The organism is Protaetiibacter mangrovi, from assembly GCF_024752305.1.
GTDB classification, from domain to species: Bacteria; Actinomycetota; Actinomycetes; order Actinomycetales; family Microbacteriaceae; genus Homoserinibacter; species Homoserinibacter mangrovi.
In genome coordinates, this window is record NZ_JANTHX010000004.1 from 479,180 (window position 1) to 494,059 (window position 14,880).

The window sequence follows — 14,880 nt, forward strand, 5'->3', positions numbered from 1 at the left end:
ACATTTATCCGCCCCCGTGGGCTCCGATCGTCAGCACTGCGGCTTGCCGTCCTTCAGGCGGCAGAAGTCGAGCGTATAGCTGTAGGTCGTCGAGGACAGGCGGCCGGGGGAGGTGTCCGCGCAGCTGTAGGAGCCCTCCACCTGGAAGTGCGTCACGTCCGGATCCGCGATGTCCTTCATCGACGGCATGTCCCCGCCCTCGAACGTCGGGGCGCTGGAGCAGGTGTCGAACCAGGCCGCCACGACCGGCTCGAAGGGGTAGAGCGGGTCGCCGCAGTTCCGCCACAGCGGCTCCGACGACGGGTACTGGTCCCCCGCCGCATAGAGGGTGTGCGGCTTCGGGATCGTCACCTGAAGCGTCGCGTCGTAGTCGCGCGCGCCGCAATCCGGGGCGGGCGTGCCGCCGTCGCTGTAGCCGCCGCCCCCGCCGCCGGCGCAGCCGCCGCCCACGGTGTAGGGATCGGGCATCTGGCCGGTCCCGGGTGACGCGGTCGACTTCGCGACCGTGTAGTGGGCGGGCATCGGGAACATCGAGACCCCGCTCTCGTCGACCTCGCGCCCGACGAATTCGGTGCCCTGCGGCACGAAGACGAACGCCTGGTCGCTGCGGTTGTCGAGGGTGTCGTCGATGAGCTTCGCGGACACCGTGACCGGGTCGGTCGTGAAGGTGCCCTTCTCCTCGGTGGAGTCGTTGCTCGACGGGATGCTCCCGCACGCGTAGATCTTGTTGTGGGCGACCCGACCGCTGATGGTGCCGATCGCCGTCACCTGGAAGTCGGCGTCGAGCTTCCAGTCGCGCACGGCGAGCTGCGAGGGGAAGCCGAGGGTGTAGAAGCGCGCGAGCATGTCCGGCACGAGAGCCAGACCGCCCGTGGTCGAGGCGTCGAGCACATCCCAGGGAAGCGACCGCGCATCAGCGAAGAGGTCGTTGCTCTTGAGGTCGACGCTCGCGTGGACCCCCTCGGTCAGGTCGTTCGGCGTCACCCCGTCGGGGAGCGTCGACGCCTGCGGAGCCCCGGACAGCGCGAACGCGACCTTGCCGTCGTCGTCGGTCCTGCCCTCGGTGACGGCCGAATCCGACGACCCGGTGCCGTCTCCCACCCGCAGGACGCTCGGGTCGTCGGTGATCAGGTGCACGTCGAGCCCCGACGGGGGGTCGGTGTCCACCCCCGGGAAGTCCATCCCCACCCACCCGCTGAAGAGCAGGTTGATGCACTCGCGCATCTTCGCCCAGGTGCCGGGGTGGTAGCTCAGACCGATGTCGAGGGTGCGCACCTGGCCGGGGGTCGTGTCCTTCGTGCGGACCAGCGGAGAGTCCTCCAGCGTGAACGAGGCGCGCATCGACGCCGCCTTGGCGAGGAGGGTGACCAGGGCGAGGATCGGTCGCACCCAGGTGAGGATGAGCCCCGCCTTGCTCGCGACGCCCGTGCCGGTCCAGAGACCCCCGCCCTCGGAGTGCTCGGCGGCCTGCTCGGCCACGTACTCGAGGGTCTTGTCGAGCACGAAGGTCGACTCCGCCTTCTGGCCCGCGTCGAGCACCGCCTTGCTCCACGGGTTCTCGCTGACCTCGCACGGGCGGTGCGAACCCGCCTTCTCCTCCCCCGAGCGGAAGAGCGCGGGGCGGGCGCTCCCGCCGCCGTCCGACAGCGCGAGCTCGGTCGCGTAGTCCTCGCCGTCCGCGGCAGCCGCCACCGTGCCCTCCGACGCGAGCCGGCGCAGCAGCAGTTCGACCTGCGCCCAGTTCAGCGTCGCCTCCTCCGCCGTCAGGAGGACGCCGTCGCGCGAGAAGTCGGGACCGACCGACCAGAACACCTGATCCCAGTCCCGGCTCGTGGGGGTGCGCAGCTCGTCGTAGAGCAGCGAGGTCAGCTGCTCGGCGCTGCCTCCGGATGCGGCGGGGCTGAGCATGTCGGCGATCTCGGGCAGCGGCACCTCGCCGGGGGCCGCGGCGAGCGCCGCGGCGAGGCGGAGCTCGCCGTCGCTCATCAGCATGCCGAGACCCTGGTCGCCGTTGGCGGTGAGGGCGGAGCCGTCGTCGGCTTCGATCGGGATGCCGGCGCGCAGGAAGAGCGCCTCCCACGCGGCGACCCCCTTCTCGCCCCCGGCGTGCGCATCCGGGGCGAGCGCCTGGATGGCGTCGTAGGCGGTCTGCATCGCCGTCGCGTCGTCCGACCCGTCGACCGCCGGGGGCAGCTCGGCCGGGGCGGGGAGGTCGCCCATGTAGAGGTCGGTGTCGCCGCCCCCGCCTCCGGAGTCGCCGCCGGACGGAGGAACGCATCCGCTGAGAAGCAGCGACGACAGCACGACGAGGGCGACCGCGCTCGCGGCTCCCGATCGGCGACGGGTCACGGGAGAACCACCTTCAACGCGAGGACGGGGACAGGCGGGGAGGCTAGCGGGGTACGTTCCGGGCGGTCAAGGGGGACGGATCTGTCTACGGTGTGTCGCGCTCGTGCCGGGGTTTCGTGCGAAATGGTCGCTTCGCGGGCCTGACGCGACCATTTCGCACGAATCCCGCGGCCCCCGCCTAGCATCGAGCGTGTGACCATCGAGAGCTCGCCCGTGCGCCGCATCGGCGCGCGCGAGTTCGACTTCTCGCGGCGGGTCGCCGTGATGGCGATCGTCAACCGCACCCCGGATTCGTTCCACGACAAGGGGGCCACCTTCGCGCTCGAGAAAGCCGTGGATGCGGCGCTCGCGGCGGTCGCCGACGGGGCCGACTGGGTCGACGTGGGCGGGGTCCCGTTCGGGCGCGGGCCGGTCGTCGAGCTCGCCGAGGAGCTCGAGCGCATCGTGCCGCTCGTCGCGCGCATCCGGGCGGCATCCGACGTGGTCATCTCGGTCGACACATTCAGCGGCGCAGTCGCCGCCGCCTCGCTCGCGGCCGGCGCCGATGTCGTCAACGACACCTCCGGGCTGTGGGACCCCGAGATGGCGCCCGCGGTCGCCTCGGCGGGCGGCCACCTCGTGCTGACGCACTCGCTCACGCCGCCGCGCACCCCGCATCCGTCGCCCCGCTACGACGACGTCGTCGACACCGTCGTGGCGCATCTGCACGACCGGATCGAGACGGCGGTCGCGGCCGGGGTGCCGTTCGAGAACCTCATCGTCGACCCCGGGCACGACCTCAACAAGAACACCCTCCACTCGCTCGAGCTCACGCGGCGCCTCGGCGAGATCGCCGCACTCGGGCCGCCGGTGCTGGTGGCGCTCTCGAACAAGGACTTCATCGGCGAGACCCTCGACCGCCCCCAGTACGAGCGGCTCGAGGGCTCGCTCGCCGCCGCGGTCGCGTCGATCCTGAACGGGGCCCGCATCGTGCGGGTGCACGACGTGCGGGCGAGCGTCGCGGCGGTGCGGATGACGGAGGCGATCCTCGGATGGCGGGAGCCCGCGTGGCTGAAGCACAACATGTGACGATCGACCGGCTGTGGCCCGAGGCGGCCGCCGACCTCTCCGACGAGGCGCTCGTCGCGGAGCTGCGCGGCGTCGACCCCGTGCTGCGCGTCAACTTCGTGACCTCGGTCGACGGCGCCGCCACGCGCGACGGTCTCTCGGGCGGGCTCGGCGACGCGGCCGACCGCCGCTACTTCGAGCTGCTGCGTCGCGTCGCCGACGTCGTCGTGGTCGGCGCCGGCACGGTGCGCGCCGAGGGCTACGGCCCGCTGCGGGTGTCGGAGGCGTCGGTCGCCTGGCGCACGGCGAACGGGCTGACCCCGCATCCGGTGTTCGCGATCGTGTCGGGCTCGCTCGACCTCGATCCGGGCGACCGCATCTTCGCGGACGCGCCGACGCGTCCGGTCGTCGTCACCACGGCCGGGCACTCGGTCGAGCGGTTCACCGACGTGGCCGACGTGATCGAGGCGGGCTCGGGCGACCGCATCGATCCGGATGCCGCGGTCGTCGCTCTGCACTCCCGCGGTCTCACGCGCATCCTGTGCGAGGGCGGGCCCAGCCTCTTCGGGGCGCTGCTGGCCGCCGATCTCGTCGACGAGCTGTGCGTGACGGTCGCCCCCACCCTCGAGGCCGGGGACGCGCGGCGCATCTCCGCGGGCGAGCTGCCCGAGCCGCGGTCGATGCGGCTCGCGCATGTGCTGCGCTCCGGCTCGACGCTGTTGCTGCGCTACGGGCGAGGAGGGTGACATGGCCGCCGGGATCATCACGACATCCGATCGGGAGCTCCGCGAGGTGCTCGCGGCGTCGACGCCCGAGGTGCGCGAGCTGACGCTCGCCGCGCGGCGGCTCATCCTCGACGTGCTGCCGCAGACCGTCGAGGTGGTGTGGCCCGCGCAGCGCAGCGCAGGTTACGGCACCGGGCCGAAGAAGAACAGCGAGCAGTTCGTGTGGCTGCTGCCGTTCGCGGCGCATCTCGCGATGGCGTTCCCCTACGGGGTGGAGCTGCCGGACCCGGCGGGGCTGCTCGGCGGCACCGGTGCGCGCATCCGGAACGTGCGGATCGCGACGGCGGAGGACCTCGCCCGGCCCGAGCTGCGGGCTCTGGTGGAGGCGGCGACCCGCCATCGGGTGCCGCCGCCGCCCGCCGAGATCACGGTGCGGTAGGGGGCCTGCTCAGGCGGCCAACTCGTGGGCGTCGAGGATCGTGTAGCTGTAGCCCTGCTCGGCGAGGAACCGCTGGCGGTTCTGGGCGAAGTCCTGGTCGACCGTGTCGCGCGCCACGAGGGTGTAGAAGTTCGCCGGCAGGCCGGACTCCTTCGGGCGCAGCAGGCGGCCGAGGCGCTGCGCCTCCTCCTGGCGCGAGCCGAAGGATCCCGACACCTGGATGGCGACCGTCGCCTCCGGCAGGTCGACCGAGAAGTTCGCCACCTTCGACACCACGAGCACCGGGGTCGTGCCGTCGCGGAACTCCTGGTACAGCCGCTCGCGATCGGCGATCGGGGTCGAGCCGGTCAGCTGCGGGGCGCCGAGCGCGTCGCTCAGCTCCTCGATCTGGTCGAGGTACTGCCCGATCACGAGGATGCGCTCGCCCGCGTGCTTCGCCACCAGCTCCTTCACCACGCCGAGCTTGGCCGGGGCGGTCGCGGCCAGGCGGTAGCGCTCGTCGTCGGCGCTCGCGGCGTACTCCAGCCGCTCCGACTGCGGCAGGTCGATCCGCACCTCGTAGCAGGAGGCGGGGGAGATGAACCCCTGCGCCTCGATCTCCTTCCAGGGGGCGTCGAAGCGCTTCGGCCCGATGAGGCTGAACACGTCCGACTCGCGGCCGTCCTCGCGCACGAGCGTCGCCGTGAGGCCGAGGCGGCGGCGCGCCTGCAGCTCGGCCGTCAGCTTGAAGACCGGCGCGGGAAGCAGGTGCACCTCGTCGTAGACGATGAGGCCCCAGTCGAGGGCGTCGAGCAGCGTCAGGTGCGCGTACTCGCCCTTCCGCTTCGCGGTGAGGATCTGGTAGGTCGCGATCGTGACCGGCTTGATCTCCTTGACCTGGCCGGAGTACTCGCCGATCTCGTCCTCGGTGAGGCTCGTGCGCTTGAGCAGCTCGGCCCGCCACTGCCGGGCCGACACGGTGTTGGTGACGAGGATGAGGGTGGTCGTGTCGGCGGCCGCCATCGCGCCCGCGCCGACGAGCGTCTTGCCGGCGCCGCAGGGCAGCACCACGACGCCCGAGCCGCCCGCGAAGAAGTTGTCGACCGCCTGCTGCTGGTAGGGGCGCAGCGTCCAGCCGTTCTCGACGAGCTCGATCTCGTGCGGGGTGCCGGGCGTGTAGCCGGCCTGGTCTTCGGCGGGCCAGCCGATCTTCAGCAGCTCCTGCTTGACCTGGCCGCGCGCCCACGGCTGCAGGGTCCACTCCGTCGAGCTGCGGCGGATGCCGAGGAACGGCCCCACCTTCGAGTTGCGGGTGATCTCGGCGAGCACCGCCGCATCCGTGGTGCGGATGACGAGGTCTCCACTCTGTCCATCGGGGCTGGCGTCGCGTGCGATCACGAGGCGGCCGTACCGACCGACCGTCTCCTCGATGTCGATCACGACCGACTGCGGCACCGGGAACTTGGCGTAGCGCTCGAGGGTCGCCAGCATCTGCGAGGCCTCGTGCCCGGCGGCGCGCGCGTTCCACAGGCCGAGCCGGGTGATGCGGTACGTGTGCACGTGCTCGGGAGCACGCTCGAGCTCGGCGAAGATCGCGAGCTCGTGCCGCGCCTCCTCGGCCTCCGGGTGTGCCACCTCGAGCAGCACCGTGCGGTCGCTCTGCACGATCAGCGGTCCGTTCATAACCGACCAAGCCTATCCGCGAGGGGCCGTGTATCGCTTGTCGGCCCAACCTCTGATCGAGTAGCCGCGAAGCGGCGTGTCGAAATCAGCCGCGAGTGTGCGGAAGCTGATTTCGACACGCGCCTTCGGCGCTACTCAATCAGCGGGTGCGGCGCCTCAGGCGGGGGTGACGGCGACGATGTGCGAGAGCGGGAGGGTGCGCTCGATGTCGGCGCGGCGGTCGCGGGCGCGCAGCCGGCCGCCCGCGAGCGCGGCGGGCTCGAGCAGGTAGGGCACCTCGCTGCCGTCCGGCATCCGCACGACGACGGTCACCTGCATCTTGCTCTTGATGGCGAGCTCCAGCTGACGCGCGTTCCACGCCGCGCCGCTCTCGACCGGCTGCTCGGCCGCGTTCGCCCGGATGCGCTCCACGATGCGCGCGGCCGGGTCGCCCGCGGCGTCGCGCGGCGCCTCCCGCGGCGGGGTGCGTCGCACGGCGCGGATCGCGCCCCCGGCGTCTTCGTACACCGCGGGATAGCGGGCGTCGACGAGCGACCAGTAGACCATCTCGGCGTCGAAGCGGCTGACCGCCTCGTGCTCGTCGGCGCGGCGCAGGGCCAGGGGCGCGAGGGCCTGATCGATGAGCAGCTGCCCGATGACGGTGGCGTCGTCGGCGCGCACGTAGGCGTGGGCGATCCCCGACGGGCCGCCGGTCGAGCCGTCGAGCGGCCCGACCCGCAGGCTGCCGAAGCGCCCGGCCGTGTCCGACAGCAGGTAGTCGAGCGGCTGCGGGATGCCGGTCAGCGAGATCTCCGAGAGCAGCGCGCGCAGCTGCTCGATCGTGGCGCCGTGGGTGAGCGCACGGGTCACCGACGCCGCCGTCACCCGGAAGCTCGACGCGATCCCGACGGACTCCACATCCGCCACCTCGCGCAGCCGGGCGTCGACGTCGGCCGCGAGCGGTCCGGGCGCGATGATCGACAGATCGTGCTGGATGTAGACCTGACGCACGTCCGGCGGGAACAGCTCGGCGACGGCGGCACCGGCCGCATCCGGGCCCGCGCCCACCAGGGCGACGCCCGCGGTCGAGGGCACCGTGGCCTCGACGATGCCGAGCCGCTCGGCGGCCGCGATGACCGCCCGGGTGCGCTGCGCCAGCCAGTCGCCACCCGCCGGGTACAGCCAGGCGAGGTAGTCGAGCAGGCCCTGACCCCAGTGCGCTCCGGCGCGCGCCCGCAACTGCTCGCGCAGCTCGGCGGGCACGCGCGCGAGCCAGCCCGCGGCGAGCGCCGTCCAGCGCGCGGCGCGCGGCAGCTCCCGCCAGGCGTCGGCCTCCGGGGTCGCCCGCCAGGCGCCGTCGGTGGCGGTCAGGATGCCGGCCCCCTCGCCGATCGCGAGCAGCGTGTCGAGCTCGGCGTCGTCGTGGGCTCCCGTGGCGGCGAGCATGCGCCGCCAGTCGGGCAGGGCGACGCCGCCGCGCTGCAGCAGCCGCGCCGGCTCGCGCTCCACCGCCCCGACGAGCTCGCCGACGGCCGTGACCGCGGCGAAGGCGCGCTCCCCGGCCGCACGGTCGGCGCGCACGCGCGCCTCGCCGGCGACCGCCTCGAGCGCGGCGGGCGGACCGGCGTCGAGCAGCTCGCCCGGTGACGGCAGACCGTGCGCGGGCCAGTCGCGCAGCACATCGCCGACCTGCTCGGGGACGAGGTAGCCGTCGCCGTCCTCGACGAGCAGCGCCAGGTCGACGAGCCGGACGAGGGCGGGATCCCGCACCTCGGGCGCCTGCCCGGTGCGGGCGGCGATCGCCGGGGCGTCCACCTGGCCGACGCCGTCGGCGAGCAGGACGGCTGCCGCGAGGGCCCCGAGCACCGAGCGGTCGAGGTGCACGAGCGCCGCCTGGATCGACGGCGCCTCGAGCAGCGCCTCAGCGAGGTCGAAGACGTCGCGGATGCCGGCCTCGCGCAGCGGACGCGCGCGCAGCAGCTCCGTCAGGGCATCATCCGGCAGCGCCCGCAGCCGAGCCGCGAGCGCCAGGGCCGAACTGCTACCGCTCACCGTCCCGGTCGAGCCGGCGCCGGCGCACGGTGCTCACGACGAGGAAGGCCACGATGAGCAGGAACGCGAGGGGGAGGCCGATGTAGCCGACCAGCACGAGGGCGGGCCAGATGCCGCCCGACATCTCCGCCCCGCTGGATGCCGCGATCATGGTCGCGACGATCGCGATGATCGAGATGCCGACGATGGCGGCGATCATGGCGGCGAGCACGCGTTCGATACGATTGAGCGGGACGGGGGCGTTCTCGGGCACGAGACAACACTATGCCCCGCATCCCCGCCCGAATGATCAGCGAGAGAGGCCCGCGCATGCCGACCGGCAAGGTGAAGTTCTACGACGAGGAGAAGGGCTTCGGCTTCGTCACCTCCGACGACGGCCAGGAGGTCTTCCTGCACGCGTCGGCGCTCCCCGCCGGTGCCGTGGTGCGTGCGGGCACGCGACTCGAGTTCGGCATCGCCGACGGTCGCAAGGGCGCGCAGGCGCTCTCGGTGCGGGTGCTCGACGCCCCGCCGAGCCTCAGCAAGATCAACCGTCGCTCGGCCGACGACATGGCGATCGTCGTCGAGGACCTCGTGAAGCTGCTCGACGGCATCGGCGCCGGCCTTCGTCGGGGGCGCTACCCCGACCGCGCGCACGGGGCCAAGATCGCCGCCGTGCTGCGCAAGGTCGCCGACGACCTGGACGCGTGAGCGCCTCGTGACCGACGAGGAACGCGCCCGCATCGCCCGCGAGGCTCTGGCCGAGATCACCACGGAGGCATCGGTCGGCGAGCTCGTCTCGCAGGTCGCCGAGGGCGAGGGCGTCACCACGCTGTCGTTCGCCGCCACGATGCCCGGCTACCCGGGATGGCACTGGACGGTCAGCGTGGCCGAGCTGCCCGACGAGGGGCCGTCGGTGCTCGAGGCCGAGCTGCTGCCGGGCGACGGCGCCCTGCTCGCGCCCGACTGGGTGCCGTGGTCGGAGCGGCTCGAGGAGTACCGGGCGGCGCAGGCCGCGGCGGCCGCCGCGGGCGAGGAGGTCGACGAGGAGTTCGCCGAGCTCTCCGAGGGCGACGACGACACCGAGGGTGCCGACGCCGATGACGACGAGCTCGACGGGGACGACGACTTCGGGGTCGACCCCGACGACGGGATCGACTTCGAGCACCCCGAGTCAGCGGTGTTTGCGGCGGAAGCGGTGCACGTAGACGAGGGCGATGAGGCCGAGGCCGATGCCGATGAGGCAGGTCCACAGCCACCAGACGCGTCCGGACTCGACGAGGGGTCCGACGACGACGAGCAGCCCGCCTAGCGCGAGCACCCAGAGCACCAAGCCCGCCAGGATCGCCGCGCGGTCGTCCGTGGGGACGGGCGCCGGATCCGGACGCCGCTCCTCATCCTTCAGCCAGAACCGCATGCCGCGAGCCTAGGGGTCAGAGCGCGCCCACGACGAAGTCGATCGCCGAGGTGAGCGCGCGGACGTCGTCGGGGTCGATCGCGGTGAACGTCGCCACGCGCAGCTGGTTGCGGCCGAGCTTGCGGTAGGGCTCGGTGTCGACGATGCCGTTGGCGCGCAGCACCGAGGCCACCGCCGCCGCGTCGACCGCGTCGTCGAAGTCGATCGTCACGACGACCTGCGAGCGGTGCGCCGGCTCGGCCACGAAGGGGGTCGCGAAATCGCGCTGCTCCGCCCACGCGTAGAGGTGCCCCGACGACTCGCGCGTGCGGGCGTCGGCGAACGCCAGCCCGCCGTTGCCGTTGATCCAGTCGAGCTGGGCCTCCATGAGCAGCAGGGTCGCGATCGCGGGGGTGTTGAGCGTCTGGTCGAGACGCGAGTTGTCGACCGCGTTCTTCAGGCTCAGGAACTCGGGGATGTAGCGGTCGGATGCCGCGATCCGTTCGATGCGCTCGATCGCCGCCGGGCTCATGAGCGCGAACCACAGCCCGCCGTCGGCCGCGAAGTTCTTCTGCGGCGCGAAGTAGTAGACGTCCGACTCGGCGACGTCCAGGTCGACGCCGCCCGCCGCGCTCGTCGCGTCGATCACGGTGAGCGCGCCCGGATCGCCCTGCACCCGGGTGACCGGCGCCATGACGCCGGTCGAGGTCTCGTTGTGCGCCCAGGCGTAGACGTCGACGCCGGCGACCACCTCGACATCCGGTCGCGAACCCGCCGGCGCGTCGATCACGAGCGGGGCCTCGAGGTGCGGTGCGGCGGCCGCGGCGGCGAACTTCGCGCCGAACTCGCCCGCGGTCAGGTTCTCGCTGCGGCGCTCGATGAGCGAGAAGGCGGCGGCGTCCCAGAAGGCGGTCGATCCGCCGTCGCCGAGCACCACCTCGTAGCCGTCGGGCAGCCGGAACAGCTCGCCGATCCCCTGACGCACGCGACCCACGAGCTGCTTCACCGGCTTCTGCCGGTGGGAGGTGCCGAGCAGCGCGGCGTTCGCCTGCAGGTGCGCGAGCTGCTCGGGGCGCACCTTGGAGGGGCCGCATCCGAATCGGCCGTCGGCGGGGAGCAGTTCCTGGGGGATCACGATGTCCGGCACGCCACGAGTCTATTGAGCCGCCGGGTAGGCTGAGACCGACGTGCAGGGAGGCCACGATGACCGATCTCGTCGACACGACGGAGATGTACCTTCGGACCATCCTCGACCTCGAGGAGGAGGGGATCACGCCGCTGCGTGCGCGGATCTCGGAGCGCCTCGGGCACTCGGGCCCCACGGTGTCGCAGACCATCGGCCGCATGGAGCGCGACGGCCTCGTGGTCGTCGAAGGCGACCGTCATCTCGCCCTCACCACCGAGGGTCGCAGCCGTGCGATGCACGTCATGCGCAAGCACCGTCTCGCGGAGCGGTTGCTCGCCGACGTGATCGGACTCGACTGGGCGTTCGTCCACGACGAGGCCTGCCGCTGGGAGCACGTGATGAGCGAGCAGGTGGAGCGCCGCCTGCTCGAGCTGCTCGACCATCCGACCGAGTCGCCCTACGGCAACCCGATCCCGGGGCTCGACGAGCTGGGCGACCGCCCGGCGGGCCGCTTCCTCGACGGGGTGGAGAGCATCGTGACGCGGGCGGGCTCCGCCGCGGGCGAGGTGACGGGTGTCATCCGTCGGCTCGGCGAGCCCGTGCAGTTCGAGCCCGAGCTGCTGACCCAGCTGCGCGACGCGGGCGTCGTGCCCGGTGCGACCGTCGCCCTGTCGGCCGCCGGCTCGTACGTCATCGTGCAGGTCGACGGCTTCGGTGAGGGTCTGGAACTGCCCGTCGAGGTCGCGTCGCACATCTACGTCGAGGCCTGATCCGAACCCTCCCGGGGGCACGCGAACAGCGGATGTCCCCCGAACGGGGCACGTCGGTGTGATTTCCCAGGTGACCTCGCCTACACTCGGCAGGTCCTCTCGACCACGCAAGGAAGGTCGGAGGCCGCCAGGCAGGGCGTCTCGTCCACCCATCCTCTGCCCGGCGACGTGACATACGAAAGGGATGGGGCCGTCACCTCGAGCGGCCGGGATGCAGGAGCCCCCCTCTTGTCAGGTAACCCGATGGATCGCCGCACCCGCATCGGTGCGATCCGCAACCTCGCGATCATCGCGCTCGTCGTCCCCGGTCTCTTCGCCACCGTCGCCCTGCCCGCGTACGCGTTCCAGCCCGAGGCGGCCGACGACGCGACGCAGACCGCGGCGCTGCAGCAGCTGCGCGAGACGAACGCCCAGACCGTGCCGATCGCCGACGTGCAGGTGGCCGCCGCGGCGCGCGACAGCTACGACTTCACCTCGGCCGCCGAGCTGCGCCGTGCCGCGCAGCGCGCCGCGCTCGCCTCCTACTCGGGACCGTCGGTGCGCGACTACCTGGCCAACCCGCCCTACCCGAACTTCGACCTGAACCAGGTCGTGCAGGTGGCGCTCCAGTACCAGGGCGTCCCCTATGTGTACGGTGGCGCCTCGCCCGCCGGCTTCGACTGCTCCGGTCTCGTGATGTTCGTCTACGCCCAGTTCGGCGTCGCCCTGCCGCACTCCTCGAGTGCGCAGGGGCGGGGCGTCGGCGGCGGCCACCTCATCGCGCGCGCCGACGCGCGTCCCGGCGACGTGGTCGTGATGGACGGCGGAGGCCACTCCGCGATCTACATGGGCGGCAACACGATGGTGCACGCCCCGAAGCCGGGCGGTGTGGTCGAGGTGCACCCCATCTGGGACCCGAACGCCTGGTTCGTCCGCTACGGCATCTGAGTTGTATTGCGCCGCGGTAATCCGCGGCGCGGGGCGACACGACCCGAATCGTTAGCGGTTCATTCACCCGCACGGGTTACCCTGGCATCCTCAGAGGTCTTCGGATCGGGGAGGGCACCATGCGAGACACGCAGAGCATCCGCACCATGGATGCGCGCGCGCTGTTCCGCATACAGCTCAGCAGCCGGCCCGACGTGCACTGTCACGTCGAGGTCGTCTAAGGCGCTGTCGTTCGCGACGGCGCCTTTTCTGTTCTCTCATCCGCGTTCCGCAGGGCTCCGGGATGTTCGACAGCCTGCACGCCATGCAGGCTCCCTCGAGAGGAGACCCGTTGCGCACCCTGGTGCTGAATGCCGGATACGAACCGCTGGCCGTCGTGTCGTTCAAGAGAGCCCTCGTGCTCGTGCTGTCGGGGAAGGCGGTCGTGGTCGCGAGCGACGACGACCACCCCGTGCACGGCACGACCGGCGAATGGGATCGCCCGTCGGTGATCCTGTTGCGCCGGTACGTGAGGGTGCCGAGCGGCCGGGCCGTGCCGGTTTCGCGGCGGGGCGTGCTGCGGCGCGACGACCAGCGCTGCGCGTACTGCGGCGTCCACGCCTCCACGATCGACCACGTGATGCCGCGCTCGCGGGGCGGGGCCGACAGCTGGGAGAACCTGGTGGCGTGCTGCCTGCGCTGCAACAACATCAAGGGCGACCGCACCCCGCAGGAGATGGGGTGGTCGCTGCGGTTCGCGCCGCGGCCGCCGCACGGCACCGCCTGGCTGGTGCGCGGTGCCGAGCGCACCCAGCCGGAGTGGCGCGAGTACCTCGCGCCGGCCGCGTAGCAGCCGTCGCCGAGCCGCGGATCCGCGACGGAATCCGTCGCGTGAGCCTCTCTCAACATGGGAAAGTGCTGGCAATGGCGCTGTCTACCCCCGAAAAGCGGGCCGTTATCGAGACGTGACATTCGGGGCCATCTCGCGTAACGTCGAATGGTCGTCTCCAACCCGGAAGAGCCTCAACCACGTGACTGACTACGAGACCCTCGCTGCGCTCGGTTTCACCGAACCCGCCGCGAAGACCTCGGAGGCCGGCCCGCTCCCGCAGCAGTCCCGCCCCGAAGGGGTCTCGGGCGCTCGCGAGAATGTCGAGTTCCCCTCGCGTCGCTCGCTCCGCAACGCCGCCCCGGCGCCCGCCGCGGGCGCTGCGGTCCCCACTCCGACCCCGGCCCAGCCGGGGTCGCGTCGTGCGGCCCGCGAGGCGCTCTCGAGCCCCGTTCAGAGCCCGGGTCCGGCGCCGACGTTCACCGAGTCGACGCCGCGGATCCCCGCGTTCACCGCGACGATGCCGCAGGTGGCGGCGCCGTTCGGCACCTTCGACGCCACTCCCGCATCCGGCGACACCGCCGGACGCGAACGCGGTCGGCGCAGCGGGCGCAGCGCGGCCGCCCCGGCCGTGGCGCGCCCCTCGTCGACGCACGGCACCCGCAAGCGCCTCAGCGTCGCGGGCACCATGGTGCTCGTCGGCGGGCTGTTCGTCTCGCTCACCCTGCCCGCGTACGCGTCCACCGAGACCCCGGATGTCATCGCCGACGTCGCCGCGAAGGCCGACGGCCAGGTGCTCGCACTCGACAAGGCCGCGGTCGACACCGCGAGCGTGACGAGCGACACCCGCGACGGCTACGACTCCACGAGCGCCTCGGATCTGAAGCGCCTCTACCGCGACGCGCTGCGCCAGCGGAACATCCAGATGTACCTCGCCTCGGGCGCCAAGGAGCTCGGCGACGACTACCCCTGGGCCACCGAGCTCTCGCGCAGCCAGGGCGGCGGCCTCTCGCCGCTGCGCTACTACGTGCGCGAGTGCGTCGACTTCGTCGCCTGGCGCCTGAACCGCGACGCCGGCTCCACGCACGCCCCGTTCAAGTGGGACTGGTCGTCGCTGACGCCCGGCGGTGGAAGCGCCCACTCGTGGAAGAGCCAGTGGGACAAGCACGGCTGGCCGACCAGCACCACCCCGGCCGCCGGATGGGTCGCCTGGTTCCCGGGAGCCAACCACGTCGCCTACGTCAACAGCGTGCTGCCCGACGGCTCCGTGCTCATCGAGGAGTACAACTGGGGCCCCGAGATCTACGGCCAGCGCATCATCCCCGCGAGCTCCGCGATCTACCTCTCGCCGCCGCCCGCCTGATCCGCTCTCCCGCCGCGCCACCGCCCGGCCGCTGCGCGTCCGCTCGATAGACTCGGGCGGTCAGCCTCTGTAGCTCAATGGAAGAGCAGTTCCGTCCTAAGGAAAGGGTTGGGGGTTCGAGTCCCTCCAGGGGCACCCCTAGGGGCACATTGTCTAGCCCCAACTGGAGATCCCTTTGATTGCGGGGATCTTTCATCATTCGCAGGTTGGGGTTCGTGCCGCTCTCGGCCACCACGTCTGCCGCCTGGTCACACCTGG

At 72.1% G+C, this 14,880-nt stretch carries 14 protein-coding genes, 1 tRNA gene and 1 pseudogene; 10 read left to right on the forward strand and 6 right to left on the reverse strand.

All coding sequences use genetic code 11. From position 1 onward, the window contains the following. Window positions 1-30 precede the first annotated feature (30 nt). Window positions 31-2,349, reverse strand: a complete 2,319-nt coding sequence (locus tag NUH29_RS04540; protein WP_258797823.1) for a hypothetical protein — start codon at window positions 2,347-2,349, stop codon at window positions 31-33. A gap of 192 nt (window positions 2,350-2,541) precedes the next feature. Between NUH29_RS04540 and folP the strand changes: the two genes are divergently transcribed. The 3 genes from folP to NUH29_RS04555 are packed head-to-tail and all read left to right on the forward strand — an operon-like array spanning window position 2,542 to window position 4,560. After that, window positions 2,542-3,417 carry a dihydropteroate synthase gene (folP, locus tag NUH29_RS04545; RefSeq protein ID WP_373317432.1) on the forward strand — a complete coding sequence of 292 codons (876 nt, stop codon included), beginning with the start codon at window positions 2,542-2,544 and terminating at the stop codon, window positions 3,415-3,417. Then, window positions 3,414-4,142, forward strand: a complete 729-nt coding sequence (locus NUH29_RS04550) for a pyrimidine reductase family protein (RefSeq protein ID WP_258797824.1) — start codon at window positions 3,414-3,416, stop codon at window positions 4,140-4,142. The genes folP and NUH29_RS04550 overlap by 4 nt, the downstream gene beginning before the upstream one ends. Before the next feature lies 1 nt (window position 4,143). Then, a complete protein-coding gene (locus NUH29_RS04555) occupies window positions 4,144-4,560 on the forward strand; it encodes a DUF1801 domain-containing protein (protein ID WP_258797825.1) in 417 nt (138 codons plus the stop codon). Between the two features lie 9 nt (window positions 4,561-4,569). On the opposite strand, the gene NUH29_RS04560 is transcribed toward NUH29_RS04555, so the two are convergent. From NUH29_RS04560 to NUH29_RS04570, 3 genes are all read right to left on the reverse strand, one after another. After that, complete coding sequence (locus NUH29_RS04560; RefSeq protein ID WP_258797826.1) at window positions 4,570-6,222, reverse strand: DNA repair helicase XPB; 1,653 nt, start codon at window positions 6,220-6,222, stop codon at window positions 4,570-4,572. Between the two features lie 156 nt (window positions 6,223-6,378). Continuing rightward, window positions 6,379-8,253: a helicase-associated domain-containing protein gene (locus NUH29_RS04565; RefSeq protein ID WP_258797827.1), complete on the reverse strand. Its 1,875-nt coding sequence runs from the start codon at window positions 8,251-8,253 to the stop codon at window positions 6,379-6,381. Then, window positions 8,243-8,506 (reverse strand): multidrug ABC transporter ATPase, encoded by a 264-nt coding sequence (locus tag NUH29_RS04570; RefSeq protein ID WP_258797828.1) that lies wholly within the window; start codon window positions 8,504-8,506, stop codon window positions 8,243-8,245. The genes NUH29_RS04565 and NUH29_RS04570 overlap by 11 nt, the downstream gene beginning before the upstream one ends. Before the next feature lie 56 nt (window positions 8,507-8,562). Here NUH29_RS04570 and NUH29_RS04575 point away from each other — a divergent pair, with 56 nt between their 5' ends. Together NUH29_RS04575 and NUH29_RS04580 are read left to right on the forward strand one after the other, a co-directional pair. After that, the gene (locus tag NUH29_RS04575; RefSeq protein ID WP_258797829.1) at window positions 8,563-8,943 is read left to right on the forward strand and encodes a cold-shock protein; all 381 of its coding nucleotides are present in this window, start codon (window positions 8,563-8,565) and stop codon (window positions 8,941-8,943) included. Window positions 8,944-8,950: 7 nt separating this feature from the next. After that, window positions 8,951-9,544, forward strand: a complete 594-nt coding sequence (locus NUH29_RS04580) for a DUF3027 domain-containing protein (protein ID WP_258797830.1) — start codon at window positions 8,951-8,953, stop codon at window positions 9,542-9,544. Here the strand turns inward: NUH29_RS04580 and NUH29_RS04585 are convergent. Both NUH29_RS04585 and serC read right to left on the reverse strand, forming a co-directional pair. Then, window positions 9,500-9,649, reverse strand: a pseudogene (locus NUH29_RS04585) (DUF2530 domain-containing protein); the annotation flags it as partial. The gene NUH29_RS04580 and the pseudogene NUH29_RS04585 overlap by 45 nt on opposite strands. A gap of 16 nt (window positions 9,650-9,665) precedes the next feature. Beyond that, window positions 9,666-10,775 carry a phosphoserine transaminase gene (gene serC / locus NUH29_RS04590; protein WP_258797831.1) on the reverse strand — a complete coding sequence of 370 codons (1,110 nt, stop codon included), beginning with the start codon at window positions 10,773-10,775 and terminating at the stop codon, window positions 9,666-9,668. Window positions 10,776-10,831: 56 nt separating this feature from the next. On the opposite strand from serC, the gene NUH29_RS04595 reads away from it, so the two are divergent. The 5 genes from NUH29_RS04595 (at window position 10,832) to NUH29_RS04615 (ending at window position 14,757) form a co-directional block, all read left to right on the forward strand. Next, window positions 10,832-11,524: an iron-dependent transcriptional repressor DtxR gene (locus tag NUH29_RS04595; protein WP_258797832.1), complete on the forward strand. Its 693-nt coding sequence runs from the start codon at window positions 10,832-10,834 to the stop codon at window positions 11,522-11,524. Window positions 11,525-11,767: 243 nt separating this feature from the next. Next, window positions 11,768-12,451: a C40 family peptidase gene (locus tag NUH29_RS14565; protein WP_308445744.1), complete on the forward strand. Its 684-nt coding sequence runs from the start codon at window positions 11,768-11,770 to the stop codon at window positions 12,449-12,451. A gap of 331 nt (window positions 12,452-12,782) precedes the next feature. Further along, window positions 12,783-13,280, forward strand: a complete 498-nt coding sequence (locus NUH29_RS04605; protein ID WP_258797883.1) for an HNH endonuclease — start codon at window positions 12,783-12,785, stop codon at window positions 13,278-13,280. A gap of 181 nt (window positions 13,281-13,461) precedes the next feature. Further along, a complete protein-coding gene (locus NUH29_RS04610; protein ID WP_258797833.1) occupies window positions 13,462-14,622 on the forward strand; it encodes a CHAP domain-containing protein in 1,161 nt (386 codons plus the stop codon). Between the two features lie 63 nt (window positions 14,623-14,685). Beyond that, a tRNA-Arg gene (locus NUH29_RS04615) sits at window positions 14,686-14,757 on the forward strand. The last annotated feature ends 123 nt before the right edge of the window (window positions 14,758-14,880 follow it).